The organism is Micromonospora sp. NPDC003776 (assembly GCF_053605645.1).
In genome coordinates this window covers 1-13493 of sequence record NZ_JBSGJR010000124.1, presented here as the reverse complement: position 1 = coordinate 13493, position 13493 = coordinate 1, and the positions used below count along the sequence as shown (strand labels likewise).

15 protein-coding genes and 1 tRNA gene are annotated in these 13493 nt (G+C 73.2%); 12 read left to right on the top strand and 4 right to left on the bottom strand.

Going from position 1 to position 13493, the window contains the following annotated elements; all coding sequences use genetic code 11:
- The 4 genes from ACWEVO_RS13390 to ACWEVO_RS13375 all read left to right on the top strand — a co-directional run.
- A partial coding sequence (locus ACWEVO_RS13390; protein WP_452307812.1) for a transketolase C-terminal domain-containing protein occupies window positions 1–1915 on the top strand: 1915 nt, incomplete at its 5' end.
- A 111-nt stretch (window positions 1916–2026) separates the two neighbouring features.
- Window positions 2027–2464 (top strand): DUF3052 domain-containing protein, encoded by a 438-nt coding sequence (locus tag ACWEVO_RS13385; protein WP_452307811.1) that lies wholly within the window; start codon window positions 2027–2029, stop codon window positions 2462–2464.
- Between the two features lie 74 nt (window positions 2465–2538).
- A complete protein-coding gene (locus ACWEVO_RS13380) occupies window positions 2539–3006 on the top strand; it encodes a peroxiredoxin (RefSeq protein WP_452307810.1) in 468 nt (155 codons plus the stop codon).
- Window positions 3007–3088: 82 nt separating this feature from the next.
- A tRNA-Val gene (locus ACWEVO_RS13375) sits at window positions 3089–3163 on the top strand.
- Between the two features lie 60 nt (window positions 3164–3223).
- On the opposite strand, the gene ACWEVO_RS13370 is transcribed toward ACWEVO_RS13375, so the two are convergent.
- Entirely contained in the window at window positions 3224–3739 is a 516-nt protein-coding gene (locus ACWEVO_RS13370; RefSeq protein WP_452307814.1) for a GNAT family N-acetyltransferase, read from the bottom strand.
- Window positions 3740–3853: 114 nt separating this feature from the next.
- Between ACWEVO_RS13370 and ACWEVO_RS13365 the strand changes: the two genes are divergently transcribed.
- A complete protein-coding gene (locus ACWEVO_RS13365) occupies window positions 3854–3991 on the top strand; it encodes a hypothetical protein (RefSeq protein ID WP_452307809.1) in 138 nt (45 codons plus the stop codon).
- A 115-nt stretch (window positions 3992–4106) separates the two neighbouring features.
- A complete protein-coding gene (locus tag ACWEVO_RS13360; protein WP_452307808.1) occupies window positions 4107–4610 on the top strand; it encodes a GNAT family N-acetyltransferase in 504 nt (167 codons plus the stop codon).
- An 8-nt stretch (window positions 4611–4618) separates the two neighbouring features.
- Here the strand turns inward: ACWEVO_RS13360 and ACWEVO_RS13355 are convergent, their stop codons facing one another.
- Window positions 4619–5263: a DNA alkylation repair protein gene (locus ACWEVO_RS13355; protein WP_452307813.1), complete on the bottom strand. Its 645-nt coding sequence runs from the start codon at window positions 5261–5263 to the stop codon at window positions 4619–4621.
- A 164-nt stretch (window positions 5264–5427) separates the two neighbouring features.
- Between ACWEVO_RS13355 and ACWEVO_RS13350 the strand changes: the two genes are divergently transcribed.
- Entirely contained in the window at window positions 5428–5886 is a 459-nt protein-coding gene (locus ACWEVO_RS13350; protein WP_452307807.1) for an N-acetyltransferase family protein, read from the top strand.
- An 8-nt stretch (window positions 5887–5894) separates the two neighbouring features.
- On the opposite strand, the gene ACWEVO_RS13345 is transcribed toward ACWEVO_RS13350, so the two are convergent.
- Window positions 5895–6413 carry a MerC domain-containing protein gene (locus tag ACWEVO_RS13345; RefSeq protein WP_452307806.1) on the bottom strand — a complete coding sequence of 173 codons (519 nt, stop codon included), beginning with the start codon at window positions 6411–6413 and terminating at the stop codon, window positions 5895–5897.
- Window positions 6414–6622: 209 nt separating this feature from the next.
- On the opposite strand from ACWEVO_RS13345, the gene ACWEVO_RS13340 reads away from it, so the two are divergent.
- Window positions 6623–7378, top strand: a complete 756-nt coding sequence (locus ACWEVO_RS13340) for a peptidoglycan DD-metalloendopeptidase family protein (protein WP_452307805.1) — start codon at window positions 6623–6625, stop codon at window positions 7376–7378.
- 42 nt (window positions 7379–7420) lie between these two features.
- On the opposite strand, the gene ACWEVO_RS13335 is transcribed toward ACWEVO_RS13340, so the two are convergent.
- The gene (locus tag ACWEVO_RS13335; RefSeq protein WP_452307804.1) at window positions 7421–8749 is read right to left on the bottom strand and encodes an MFS transporter; all 1329 of its coding nucleotides are present in this window, start codon (window positions 8747–8749) and stop codon (window positions 7421–7423) included.
- Between the two features lie 166 nt (window positions 8750–8915).
- Here ACWEVO_RS13335 and ACWEVO_RS13330 point away from each other — a divergent pair, with 166 nt between their 5' ends.
- The 4 genes from ACWEVO_RS13330 (at window position 8916) to ACWEVO_RS13315 (ending at window position 13380) form a co-directional block, all read left to right on the top strand.
- Complete coding sequence (locus ACWEVO_RS13330; protein WP_452307803.1) at window positions 8916–10184, top strand: MFS transporter; 1269 nt, start codon at window positions 8916–8918, stop codon at window positions 10182–10184.
- A 41-nt stretch (window positions 10185–10225) separates the two neighbouring features.
- Window positions 10226–10945 (top strand): Stf0 family sulfotransferase, encoded by a 720-nt coding sequence (locus tag ACWEVO_RS13325; protein WP_452307802.1) that lies wholly within the window; start codon window positions 10226–10228, stop codon window positions 10943–10945.
- 238 nt (window positions 10946–11183) lie between these two features.
- A complete protein-coding gene (locus ACWEVO_RS13320) occupies window positions 11184–12668 on the top strand; it encodes an NCS2 family permease (protein ID WP_452307801.1) in 1485 nt (494 codons plus the stop codon).
- A gap of 229 nt (window positions 12669–12897) precedes the next feature.
- Entirely contained in the window at window positions 12898–13380 is a 483-nt protein-coding gene (locus ACWEVO_RS13315; protein WP_452307800.1) for a GNAT family N-acetyltransferase, read from the top strand.
- The last annotated feature ends 113 nt before the right edge of the window (window positions 13381–13493 follow it).

Below are 13493 nucleotides of genomic sequence, written 5' to 3'. Positions count from 1 at the left end.
CATGGTCGCCTCGGCGCGGGAGCCGATCGCCCGGGGGCGGCACAAGGTGTTCGGCCGGGCCGACCTGGCCGTCATCCCGACCACCTCCACCATCGCCTCGCACCTGCCCCGGGCGGTCGGCATGGGGCTCGCCCTGGAACGGCTGCGCCGGATCGGCAACCCCCAGCACACCGACGGGGACGACGGGTCCGGCTCGCCCTGGCCGCCGGACGCGATCGTGGTCTGCTCGTTCGGCGACGCCTCGGTCAACCACGCCACGGCCACCGCCGCGTTCAACACCGCCGGCTGGTACGACCACACCGGCCTGCGCATCCCGGTCCTCTTCGTCTGCGAGGACAACGGGCTCGGGATCAGCGTCCGCTCGCCCGAGGGCTGGGTCGAGGCGACCCTGCGGGCCAAGCCGGGGATCCGCTACTTCGCGGCCGACGGCACCGACCCGGTCGAGGCGTACCGGGTGGCGGCGGAGGCGGCGGCCTGGGTGCGTCGGCACCGGCGCCCCGCGGTGCTGCACCTGCGCACGGTACGGCTGATGGGGCACGCCGGCGCGGACGCCGAGACCGCGTACCGGAGCCCGGCCGAACTCGCCGCGGACGCCGCGCGGGACCCGCTGCTGGCCACCGCGCGGCGGCTGGTGGAGGCGGGCTTCGTCGACGGCGACGAGCTGCTGGCCCGGTACGACGAGCGGGGCTGGCAGATCCGTCGGGTCGCCGAGGAGGTGCTCGACGAGCCGAAGCTGGCCTCCCCGGCGGAGGTGATCGCCGACCTGGCCCCCCGCCGGCCGGTACGGGTCTCCCGGGCGGTGGCGGAGGCGGCGGAGCACGCGGCCGGGGCCGGCGCGGGCGCGCGGATCGAGGCGTTCGGCGGCAAGCCGCCGGAGCTGGCCGGCCCGCTCACCCTGGCGCAGAGCATCAACGCGGCGCTCGCCGACGGGATGCTGGCCCACCCGGGGATGGCCGTCTTCGGCGAGGACGTCGCCGCCAAGGGCGGCGTGTACGGGGTGACCAAGGGGCTGCGGGACCGGTTCGGCGCGGCCCGGGTCTTCGACACGCTGCTGGACGAGACGTCGATCCTGGGGCTGGGGCTCGGCGCGGGCCTGGCCGGGATGCTGCCGGTGCCGGAGATCCAGTACCTGGCGTACCTGCACAACGCCGAGGACCAGCTGCGGGGCGAGGCCGCCACCATGCGGTTCTTCTCCTGCGGGGCGTTCCGCAACCCGATGGTGGTGCGCGTCGCGGGGCTGGCGTACCAGGAGGGGTTCGGCGGCCACTTCCACAACGACAACTCGCTCGCGGTGCTCCGGGACGTGCCGGGGCTGGTCATCGCCGTGCCGGCGCGGCCGGACGACGCCGCGCCCATGCTGCGTACCTGCCTGGCCGCGGCGGCGGTCGACGGCACCGTCTCGGTCTTCCTGGAGCCGATCGCGCTCTACCACACCCGCGACCTGTACGCGGAGGGCGACGGCGAGTGGCTGGGCGGGTACGCCGAGCCGGGCGCCTGGGCGGCCGGTCACGTCCCGGTCGGCCGGGCCCGGGTGTACGGGGTGGGCTCCGCCGAGGACGTCACGATCATCACCTTCGGCAACGGCGTACGGATGTCGCTGCGCGCGGCGGCCACCCTGGCGGACGAGGGCATCGGCACCCGGGTGGTGGATCTGCGCTGGATCGCCCCGCTGCCGCTGGCGGACATCATCCGGGAGGCCTCGGCGACGGGCCGGGTGCTCGTCGTGGACGAGACCCGCCGGTCCGGCGGGGTGGGCGAGGGGGTGATCGCCGCACTGGTGGACGCAGGATACGTCGGCGCAGTGCGCCGAGTGGCCGGACTTGACTCGTTTGTACCATTAGGCCCGGCGGCGCGTCAGGTTCTGGTCTCCCCGGAAGCCATTACCCAGGGTGCCCGTACGCTGCTGGCACGGTAAATTCCGTTCCACCCGGTGCGCCACTTGCGCGGGGAGCCACAACTGTGTGGACTTGGCCCGACGGCATCGGACGACGCCGCGAGCAGGGATGAGATGAGGAGGCACGCGACAGTGAGCGCGACCGCTGGTCAGGCCGCCGACGGGGTACGCAGCCTGGCGGACCGGTTCGGGATCGAGCCGGGGATGGTCGTCATGGAGATGGGGTACGACGAGGACGTCGACCAGGATCTCCGGGACGCCCTGACCGACCGCTGTGGAGAACTGGTCGACGAGGACACCGACGAGGTGGTCGACGCGGTTCTGGTCTGGTACCGCGACGGCGACGGTGACCTCTTCGAGCTCCTCGTCGACGCCCTCGGGCCGCTGGCCGACGCCGGCGTGGTCTGGCTCCTGACGCCGAAGGCCGGCCGGGACGGTCACGTCGAGCCGAGCGAGGTCGCGGAGAGCGCGCAGACCGCCGGCCTCCAGCAGACCTCCACGATCAACGCGGGCCGCGACTGGAGCGGCGCCCGCCTCGTGCTCCGGCGCGGATCGAAGGGCAGGAAGTAAGCGGCGACCGCGCCCGGCGGCCGCCGCCGGGTGTGGCACCCTGATCATCTCCAGATCCGACCCGAGGAGTAGGCATGCCCATCGAGGTTGGCGCCGAGGCGCCCGACTTCGTGCTCAAGGACCAGAACAACCAGGAGGTCCGCCTCTCGGACTTCCGCGGCCGGCGCACCGTGCTGCTGGTGTTCTACCCGCTCGCCTTCACCGGCATCTGCCAGGGCGAGCTGTGCGAGGTCCGGGACAACCTCAACGAGTACGTCAACGACGACGTGCAGGTGCTGACGGTCAGCGTCGACTCGGTCTACGCGCACAAGATCTGGGCCGACCGGGAGGGCTACCAGTTCCCGCTGCTGGCCGACTTCTGGCCGCACGGCGCGGTGGCCCAGGCGTACGGCGTCTTCAACGACGTCGCGGGCATCGCCAACCGGGGCACGTTCGTGATCGACAAGGCCAGCGTAGTCCGGTTCGCCGAGATGAACATGCCCGGCGAGGCCCGGGACCAGCAGGGTTGGCGCAAGGCCCTCGCCGAGGCCGTCGCCGCCTGATCCACCCCAGGCACACCGTTCGACCGGGCCGGAGGCCGGCAGGTAAGCTTTGCCGAACTCCGGCCCGCCGAACGGGCGTTCCGGGCGCGTAGCTCAGTGGGAGAGCACTCGCCTTACAAGCGAGGGGTCGCAGGTTCGAAACCTGCCGCGCCCACCACCAACCACCAGCGAAACCGCCCCGAGAAGACCACTCCCCGGGGCGGTGACAGCAGGTTGGTCATCCCCGCCAGGGCGGGTCGTCGGTGAGGGCGTAGCGGCGCACCCGGACCGGCCGGCCTTCTGGATCGGTCCACGTGGCGGTGGTCGTGCCGGTGTGCCGCCAGCCGCTCTGCTCGTAGAGGGCAACGGCGGGCGCGGAACGCTCGCGATCGACGATCTCCAGGACGAGCGGGAGCCGGTGTTCCGTGGCCCATCGGCGGGCGTGGGTCAGGAGCTGGTTCCCGACCCTGTGCCCGCGAGCCGCGGGCGTTACGAACAGGCGGCTGACCTCGGCTGCGGGCAGTGCGGCAGGCTCGGCGGCGGAAGCGACGCGGTTGACGGCGACATGGCCGAGGATGGCGCCCTGCTCCGTCTCCGCGACCCAGGCGTGCACTGCGTCGGGTGGCGACAACCAGCGTTCCGGGTCGGCCGGCCAGTTCAGCGGGTAGCGGTCGAGGCGATGTACCGCCGTGAGGATCGCGACGCAGTGTGGGAGGTCAGCCGCCGTACGGTCGCGGATCCGGATGCCGTTCACGATCAGATTGTCACTCAGGTCGTGGTACCGATCCGTCACGCGAACTCGCCTGGTGTGGTCCAGGCGACCCGACTTCACTGACGCAGCCTGTCGGCCGGCCTCGGCCTGAGTGCCGTGATCACCGTGCTGGTCGCCGCACTCGCAGATCACACGAACATCGCCAACGCGTTCTATGCACTTGCGGTCGTCACCGCCGCTGTCACCGCTCTCACGGCCGTGACGCTACGCAGGTCGAATACGAAGCTCGTCTAGGTCAGACGTCCGGGTCCACCCCACCTCGGCACGCTGCGGTTTCCTTACCTGCGGCGCCCACCACAACAGGGCTGACCCCGCGGTCGGCCGCCGACCGGGGCCCGATCATAGGGGTATGAACAACACCGAAGCCCAGCCGCTCGTGGTGCGCCGGGCGGCAGCGGCGGACGCCGCGGCACTGACCCGCGTGCGGGAGGTCATGCTGTCGGAGATGGGGATGCTGACCACCGGCGACCCCGGCTGGCGGGACAAGGCCGAGGCCTGGTTCGCCCGGCGGCTCGATGACAAGGACGACTTCGCCGCCTTCGTCATCGACCACCCGGACCTCGGCGTGGTCAGCTGCGCGGCCGGAGTGTGCGACCGGCACGCCCCGGGACCGGGCAACCCCGGCGGCGTGCAGGGCCTTGTCTTCAACATGAGCACCGACTCCGAGTTCCGCCGCCGGGGCTACGCCCGGGCCTGCCTGGATGCGCTGCTGGCCTGGTTCCGCGACGAGACCGAGGCCCGGGTGATCAACCTGAACGCCACCGGCGACGGCACCGCCCTGTACCGGTCCTTCGGCTTCACCGAGCCCCGGTACCCCGCGCTCCAGCTCCGGCTGGTCCGCCCCAGCTCCTGACGTCGGCGCTACGCGTCCTGCCCCCGGCGCACCATCTCGGTGATCCAGATGGGCGCGTACGGCGACGTGCAGCCCGGGGGCGTCGGGTAGTCCTTGAGCACCGCCAGGCGCTCGCCGATGTCGATCGCCCGCGCGCGGTGGCCGGCGTGCGTGATCCCGATCTGTGCCAGGCACTGGTTCATCGCCCACTGGAGGCGGTCCGGCGCGTCCTTCATCTCCGCCTCGATGACGTCGAGCAGTCCCGCGAGGTCGACCCCGTCGGGTTTCTTCGTCACGCGGTCGGTGGTGAGCGCCCAGCCGGCACTCGCGACCACCGGATCCGGATCGGCGGACCAGGCCCGGCGCAGCTCCTCGGCGTGCGGGTTCTTCTTCACCACGTAGTTCACGAGCCAGTCGTGCACCTTGGGGGTGCGCGCCGCGCGCAACATGGCGTCCAGCTCGTCCCGCTCGAACGCCTTCGGGCGGCAGATCAGGGTCGCCAGCAGCCGCGCCGCGCTGTCACCCGTCTCCCAGAGTCGGCGGGCGAGTTCCTGCTGCGTCTTCAGCCGCTTCGCGAGCGCCCGCAGGCTGCCGAGGTTCACGCCGTGGTCGTCACCGTGTCTCTCATTCACCGCGCGTGCCCTCGGGTCCTCGAGCTCGGCCAATTCAGCCATCACCTCGGCCAGCGTCGTCCCGGTCGGCGTCGTCTCGGTCACCTCAGCCTCCTGCCCGTCGCTGCGACATGCAGCGTACGACCGAAGTGTCGCCGCCAAGCGCCCCGGCGCAGAGTGCCCTAGTTTTGATCGCCGGCTGACGAGTGTGCGGGGGGAGAGCCGAGATGCACGTGACCGTACGGAAGGCGTCGGAGGCCGATGCCCCGGCCCTGGGTGGTCTCCGCTGGCGGCGGCTGGCCGAGGAGCGTGGCTACACCGGCACGGACCGGGTCGACTTCCTGGCCCGGTTCGCCTCCTGGATGGCCGACCACGTGTCGACCCACCTGCCCTTCGTCGCCGAGGTGAGTGACGAGGTGGTCGGCATGGCGTGGCTGATGGTCGGTGACCGGGTGCCGACTCCCGAGCGGCGGCTTCGACGCAGCGGAGACGTCCAGTCGGTTTACGTGGTGCCGGAGTTGCGGGACAGCGGGATCGGTGCGGCGTTGCTGGAGGCCGTACTGGTGGAGGCACGCAGCCTGGATCTAAAGCACGTGACCGTCCACTCCAGCGAGCGAGCGGTGCGCTTCTACCAGCGGGTGGGTTTCCGGCACGACCGGCGATGGCTCCGCTGGCAACCGGAATGAGGCTCGGGTCAGATCCCGGCTGACCCGGCCGGGGAGAGGCGTCGGGCCAGCTCGCGGCAAAGGACGTCCCGGCCCGGTGTCATCCAGCTGAGCCGGACGGTCAGCTCGTACGGCCGGCGCTGGCCGGGTGTCGCCCACTGGTAGGGGCGTAGCGGCGGCCGGGTGTGCCGGGGATCGACCGGCTCGACCACGAGTCGGGGGTCGAGGCCGCCCCGGACGCGGGCACTGGCCAGGTCGGTCCAGTCGATTGCCAGCCGGGTCCCGTCCGGGCCGGTCAGCTCCAGCGCCTCGGCGGTCAACCGCAGGGGCAGACGAGGCTGGTCGCGCAGGTGCCAACGGGTCCCGGCCGCGATGGCGAGGCCGATGAGGCCGTACCGCAGCAGTCCCTCCCACCACGGCTCGCCGGACAGCACCGAATAGGCGGCCAGCGTCGCCCCGGCGCCGAGCAGGGCGAGGATCTTCGCCCGGCGGTGCCGGCGCGGTGAATACCGGAACTCCAGCTCTGCGGAGGCTGCCCGATCGGCCACGGTGCTGTCCTGCCCGAGCGGGTGACCCGGCAAACGACGGCCGGGCCGGCGTGGCGGTCGCTGCGTGCTGCGGCGACTCGCACATTGCCCGGGTCCGGCATCCTGGGGACCATGCCTCGACGGACCCCATCCCCCAGGACCGCACGAACGCTCCGTCGGGGGCGGGCGGGGCTGCGCACGGCTCCGGCAGCACGACTGGTGGGACGTCCGTGACGAGCCGGGCCGCCGGGCCGTCGGAATCGCCGCCACCGGTGGTGTTGCGGCTGCCGTTCCGTGGGACCTGGATCGTCCGCAACAGTCCGGCCCGTCGCGTCCCGAGTCACGGCACCCACGCCTTCGGCGCCGGCCACGCCATCGATTTCGTCGCCGTGCGCGGCCGGCGGACCGCCGCGGTGTGGGACTGGCGGACCGTCTCGGCGGCCGAGCCGGTGGACCGGTTCTACGCCTTCGACCAGCCGATCCTGGCGCCCGTGGGCGGCCGGGTCGTCTCGGCTCAGGACGGCGAGCCGGACCTGGTGGCCCGGCGTTCGCCGCTCGCCGGCATCGGGTACGCGCTCACCCAGGCGTCGCGGGCCCGCCGGGGCGCCCGTGGGCTGGCCGGCAATCACGTCATCCTCGATCTGGCGGACGGCGGGCCGTACCTGGTGGTCGCGCACCTGCGGCGCGGCACGGTGGCGGTGCGACCGGGGGAGACGGTGTCGGCCGGCCAGCCGCTGGGCCGGTGCGGCAACTCGGGCAACTCCACCCAGCCACACGTGCACCTCCAGGTGATGGACGACGTCGACCCGTTCACCGCCGCCGGCGTACCGATCGTTTTCCGCGACTACCGCGTCCGCCGCCGCGACGGTGCCGAGGAGCTGGTGTGGCGCGGCGTGCCGGACAACGGCGAGGTCGTCGAAGCGGTCGACCCGGCCGGCCCATCCGGGGCCGGTCACCCCGGCTCCGGGTCGTCGGGGCAGGGGTGACGGACGGCGTGCTCCGCCTGCGGCGTACGCCCGGACCTGCCGTCACCGGCGGGCGGTCTCCGGAACGGGCGACGGGTCCGGGTCGGTGGGTCCGGTCGCCCGGCCGCCGTGAGCGCCGTCGTCGGTGTCCGCAGGCCGACGTGGCCGCACGGTGAGCCCGGCGGCGACGACGCCGAGGACGATGGTCGCCGCCGCGCACAGCAGCAGCGTCTGCCGGGCGCCCACGGCGGCCGTCAGCGGGCCGCCGAGCATGGTGCCCACTGGCACCGCCAGCACCGTGACGGCACCGTTCGCCGCCAAGACCTGGGGCAGCCGTGCCGGAGTGGTACGGCGTTGGAACAGCGCCATCGAGACGGCCAGGTACGGCGACCAGATCAGCCCGGCGAGGGCGAAGGTCGGCAGCGACAGGCCGACGGGCGCGCCGAGGCCGAGCGGCAGCATGGCCACGCCGAACCCGCTGACGATGCCGACGATGGTCGGCCACAGCGGCCAGCGGCGCAGGTATCCGGTGGCCAGTCCACCGAGGACGGCACCGACCCCGAAGGCCGTGTAGTAGAGGCCGAGGGTCGTCGCGGACCCGTGCGGGCCGTCGACGACCTGGACGGGCATGGCCACGTAGAACGGCCCGAACAGCAGGAAGAACCCGAAGGTCAGCGCCAGCAGGCCGAGCAGGGTGCGGTCGCGGCGGATGACGCCGAAGCCGGCGGCGCGGGAGGCGGCGCGGTCGGCCTGCCCCGCCGCCGGGGCGGCCGGGATCGCGAGGCGGTAGGTGAGCGCCAGCACGGCGAAGCTGGCCGCGTCGACCGCGATGACCCAGACCGGGCCGACCCAGCCGATCAGCAGGCCCGCCAGCGGCGGCCCGACGATGGTGGCGACGTCGGCGATGACGGCGAGCACCGCGTTGGCCGGCAGGTGGTCCCGCTGCGGCAGCAGTTCGGCGATCAGCGTGAAGCGTCCGGCCGAACCCCAGGAGTGCAGCAGCGAGGAGGCGGCGAGCAGGGCCACGTACAGGCCGACGCCGAGCATCCCGGTCAGGTGGGCGACCGGGATCGCGGCGAGCGCGGTGGCGCGCAGCGCCGCGTCCCAGCCGGCGAGCCGCGCCCCGCTCCGGCCGGCCAGCAACCGGCCGAAGAGCAGCGCGCCGGCCGCGCTGGGCAGGGTGTACGCGGCCACCGCGAGCGCCGTCCACGTCCCGCGCTGGCCTGGCGGGGCGAGTTGCATCGCCAGCCAGGTCACCGCGATCAGGGCCATCCCGTCGCCCAGGGCGGAGACCGCCAGCCCGGGCAGGACCCGGCGCAGCAGCGGGTGGCTGACCACTGGCCAGTAGGGCGAGGATCGGGGAAACCGGGGCGGCGCCGCGTCCGAAGGCATGCCACCACCCGACCCGAGTCGGGTGCCGCGTGCCAAGCGAATCGCCTGTGGGCAGAAGATGGCCGCCGGGCGACAGCTGTCGTCCGCAGACGGCCGGCGTCTCCAGTGGAGGGCGGCTGGCCGTGTGGGGCAGCGGCGGAGACGGGTCCGCACTACCGTCGTGATCATGACCCGGTTGTCCGCCCACCCCGGCTACCCGCGGTTCTGGGCGGCCGACACGATCTCCACGTTCGGGACGTACCTGACGACCGTGGCAGTGCCGATCCTGGCGATCGTCACGCTGCACGCGAGCGACGCCGCGGTGGGGTTGATCAACGGGGCGCGGTGGCTGCCGTACCTGCTCTTCGGCCTGCTGGCCGGGGTGGTGGCCGACCGCTACCGGCGGCGGCCGATCCTGGTCGCCACCGACCTGGCCCGCGCCGGGCTGTTGATCCTCATCGCGGGGCTCGCGCTGCTCGGACTGCTCGGCGTGCCCCTGCTGCTGGTCCTGGTCGTCGTCCTCGGCGCGCTGTCGCTGCTGCACGAGGCGGCCCACCAGTCCTACCTGCCCCGGCTCGTCCCGTCCGCCGCGCTGATCCGGGCCAACGCCCGGCTGGAGCAGAGCGCCTCGCTGGCCCAGACCACCGGACCGTTCCTGGGCGGGGCGCTGGTCACGGCGGTCGGCGCGCCGGTGGCCATGCTGGCCGACGCGGTCTCCTACCTGGTCTCCGGGGTGCTGCTGGCGACGATCCGCCGGCCGGAGCCGGCCCCTGCGCCGGCCCGCCGCCACCTCGGGCACGAGCTGCGGGAGGGGCTGTCCTGGGTGTACCGGCATCCGGTGCTGGCACCGTACGCGCTGACCCTGCACGCCCGGTTCCTCTTCGCCAGCGTGGCCTCCACCGGGTTCACCCTCCTCGTCGTACGCGGGCTCGATCCCGGGATGAGCGAGCGGCGGGCGGCGTTCGGGCTCGGCGTGGTGCTGGCCCTCGGTGGTGTCGGCGCGGTCGTCGGCAACGCCCTGTCGCACCGGGTCGGCCGCTGGGGCGCGGGCCGGGCCATCCTGCTGGAACGGGTGGTCGAGCCGCTGGGCTGGACCCTGGCGGCGCTCGCCGCGACCGGCACGGCCGGCTGGCTCATGGTGGGCGCGGCGCAGGTGGTCATCTGGCTCGCGCTCGGGGTCAGCGGGCCGAATGAGATGGGCTACCGGCAGGCGGTCACCCCGGACCGCCTGCAGGGCCGGATGAACGCCACCATCCGCTCGCTGAACTGGGGCATGCTGACCGTCGGCGCGCCGGTCGGCGGCCTGCTCGCCGAGCGGGTCGGCCACCGGGCGACGATCGGGATCGCGGTCGCGGGGATGGCGGTCGCGGCCACGGTGGCCGTCCTCTCCCCGGTACGCACCGCCCGGCATCCGGAGGAGGTCGGGGCGGAGCCGCGGCTCCCGGCGGTCCGCTGAATTCGGTTGCCCGGAGCGAGCCGTGTCGATTGGCTGACGGGGTGGCGGACGTCGACGCGTACTTCATCTGTGCCACGCCGCGCACGGGCAGCTCGCTGCTCTGCGGCCTGCTGGCCTCCACCGGGGTCGCCGGCCGGCCGGAGGCGTACTTCCGGGTGCCCGACGAGGAACTGTGGGCGGGGCGGTGGGGGCTCGGCCCCGGGTGGGGCTACGGCGACTACGTCGAGGCGGCGCTCGCGGCCGGCCGGACCGGCAACGGCGTGTTCGGGGCGAAGCTGATGTGGGGCACCGTCGACCGGGTGGTGGCGGGCCTGGCCACCGTGCATCCGGAGCTGGCCGGCGCCGAGGACGCCTTGCTGCGCCGGGCCTTCGGCCGGACCGCCTTCGTGCACCTGCGCCGCGACGACGTGCTGGCCCAGGCGGTCTCCTGGCTGCGCGCCGAGCAGACGCAACACTGGTACGTGGGCGACGCGGGCGGGAATGGCCGGACCCCGGTGTACGACCCGGACGGCGTGGACGAGCTGCTGGGGACCATCGAGGCGCACCAGGCCGCCTGGGACGAGTGGTTCGCCGCGTACCGGATCACGCCGCACCGGGTCCGTTACGAGGACCTGGCGGCCGACCCGACCGGGGTGGCCCTCGGGGTCCTCGACGCCCTCGGCCTCGCGCTGCCGCCCACGGCGGCGGTCCGTCCCCGGCACCGGCGGCAGGCGGATGCGCTCAACGCCGACTGGATCGCCCGGCACCGGTCCCGGACGTGAGCTTGGCCACGCTCGCCCCGGGGCGAGCGGAGGGGCAGGTCGTCCGCCGTTACCCGGCGGTTAAAGTGGGTGCTGCGAAGTCGCTCCCCGACCAGGGTGCGGCTTCGTAGTGCTTCACGGGATCCGTGGAGCCCAGCCGTCCCGACGTTCTCCGGGCCAACCGAATCGGATCGGCTGCACCCCCACCGCCCGACCGGCGCGTCCGGCGGGCCAACCCGGAACGGAGTACGTCCACGCCATGAGCGTGACTACGCAGGATCCTGCTGCCCCGGTCGAGCCGGCCCAGCCCGCCGAACGCGGCCGCCTCGACCGCTTCTTCGAGATCACCCGCCGGGGCTCGACGGTCAAGCGCGAGGTGCTCGCCGGCCTCACCACCTTCGCGACGATGGCGTACATCGTCGTGCTCAACCCGCTGATCATCGGCACCGCCCCGGACAAGGACGGCAACCTGCTCGGCATCGCGCCGGTCGCCGGGGTCACCGCCCTGGTCGCCGCCGTCATGACGATCATGATGGGCGTGGTCGGTCGGGTGCCGTTCGCCGTGGCGACCGGCCTGGGCCTGAACGCCTTCGTCGCGTACGCGGTCGCCTCCCAGATGACCTGGGCCGAGGCGATGGGCCTCGTGGTGATCGAGGGTCTGATCATCACGGTGCTGGTGCTGACCGGCTTCCGGAAGGCCGTCTTCCGGGCCATCCCGGCCGAGCTGAAGGCCGCCATCGCGGCCGGTATCGGCCTCTTCATCGCGCTGATCGGCTTCGTCGACGGCGGCTTCGTCCGGGCCAGCACCGGCGTGCCGCTGCAGCTCGGCTCCGGCGCCAACGGCACCCTGCACGGCTGGCCCACGCTCGTCTTCGTGGTCGGGCTGCTGGTCACCGGCATCCTGGTCGCCAAGAAGGTGAAGGCCGGCGTGCTGATCGGCATCGTCGCCACCACGGTCATCGCGGTGATCGTCAACGCGGTCGCCAAGCCCGGCGGGGCCTTCACCGCCGACGGCAAGCCCAACCCGGACGGGTGGCGGCTCAACGTCCCGACCCTGCCGGACCCGCTGGTCAAGGGGCCCGACCTGCACCTGATCGGCAACGTGTCGTTCAGCGCGTTCGCGCACGTCGGCGTGATGACCGCGCTGCTGCTGGTGTTCACGCTGGTGCTCGCCGACTTCTTCGACGTGATGGGCACCACCGTCGGCCTGGCCAGGCAGGCCAACCTGGCCACCGAGGACGGCAGCGACATGCCGCGCCTGGGCAAGGTGCTCTTCGTCGACGGTGTCGCCGCGGTCGCCGGCGGTGCGGGCAGCGCCTCCTCCGCCACCACCTACGTGGAGTCCTCCTCCGGCATCGCGGACGGTGGCCGTACCGGCCTGACCAGCGTGGTCACCGGCGTGCTCTTCCTCGGCGCGCTGCTGCTCACCCCGCTGGTGTCGCTGGTGCCGAGCGAGGCCGCCGGCCCGGCCCTGGTGATCGTCGGCGCGCTGATGATCCGCCAGGTCAAGGACATCGACTTCACCGACGTGAGCGTCGCCGTCCCGGCGTTCCTCACCATGACCCTCATGCCGTTCACCTACTCGATCACCAACGGCATCGGCGCCGGCTTCGTCAGCTGGGTGGCGATCCGGGTCGCGCAGGGCAAGGCGCGCTCGATCCACCCGCTGATGTGGGCGGTCGCCGCGGCGTTCGTGATCTACTTCGGCATCAACCTGGTCAAGGCCGTCACCGGCGTCAGCTGACCGGTCCTGCGCCGCGCCCCCGCTGCCCCCGGCCCGAGGCAGCGGGGGCGTGGCGTATCCGGATCATGGGATAGGGTGCGGATGCGCGGACACGCGACCGTCGTGGGCGCAGGGGGAGATGAGGCCATGGATCGCCATGAGCTTCCTCCACCATGCCTTTCTCCGGGTCGCGCGCTGACTGACTGAGACACCGCGGCCCGGGTCGCTCCACGACCTTGGGAGTTTCGCGTTGTCTTTTCCTGACCTGACCACCGACCGTCTCGTGCTGCGCCCGTGGCCCGCCGAGGATGCCGCCGCCGCTTTCGCCGGTGAGCGCTGCCCGCACTGGGCGGCGGACTTTCCCGGCGAGGCGGACCGCATGATCGCCGGCCTGCTCAACCGGGAGCCGGAACGGCCGCACGGGCACTACGTCATGATCGAACGGGAGACCGGCCTCACCGTCGGTGGCATCGGCCTGAAGTGGCCGCCCACCGACGGTTCGATCGAGTTCGGCTACGGCGTCGCGCCGTCCCGGCGCTGCCGGGGCTACACCACCGAGGCGGTCCGGGCGCTGGTCGCCTTCGCCCGCACCCTGCCCGGTATCGCGGAGGTCTTCGCCACCGTGGACCCGGCCAACGTGCCGTCGGTGCGGGTGCTGGAGAAGGCCGGCCTGCGCCACACCGGCACGGTGGCCTCCGACGAGGGGCCGCTGCACCGGTACGTCGCCGGGTAGCCCGTCCGGCCCGGCGGCGCCCAACCCGCCGGGCCGGCCCCCCACCTTGGTGGGGGCAGTTCCTAAGCCGACGTAAACGGGGGGCCCCGCAGGTAAGAGCAGCAACGGGGCGG

Bases quoted from the DNA above. Each gene is read 5' to 3' on its own strand.
- ACWEVO_RS13380 (WP_452307810.1), top strand. From the start codon at position 2,539: ATGCCCATCGAGGTTGGCGCCGAGGCGCCCGACTTCGTGCTCAAGGAC.
- ACWEVO_RS13360 (WP_452307808.1), top strand. From the start codon at position 4,107: ATGAACAACACCGAAGCCCAGCCGCTCGTGGTGCGCCGGGCGGCAGCG.
- ACWEVO_RS13355 (WP_452307813.1), bottom strand. From the start codon at position 5,263: ATGGCTGAATTGGCCGAGCTCGAGGACCCGAGGGCACGCGCGGTGAAT.
- ACWEVO_RS13350 (WP_452307807.1), top strand. From the start codon at position 5,428: ATGCACGTGACCGTACGGAAGGCGTCGGAGGCCGATGCCCCGGCCCTG.
- ACWEVO_RS13335 (WP_452307804.1), bottom strand. From the start codon at position 8,749: ATGCCTTCGGACGCGGCGCCGCCCCGGTTTCCCCGATCCTCGCCCTAC.
- ACWEVO_RS13330 (WP_452307803.1), top strand. From the start codon at position 8,916: ATGACCCGGTTGTCCGCCCACCCCGGCTACCCGCGGTTCTGGGCGGCC.
- ACWEVO_RS13320 (WP_452307801.1), top strand. From the start codon at position 11,184: ATGAGCGTGACTACGCAGGATCCTGCTGCCCCGGTCGAGCCGGCCCAG.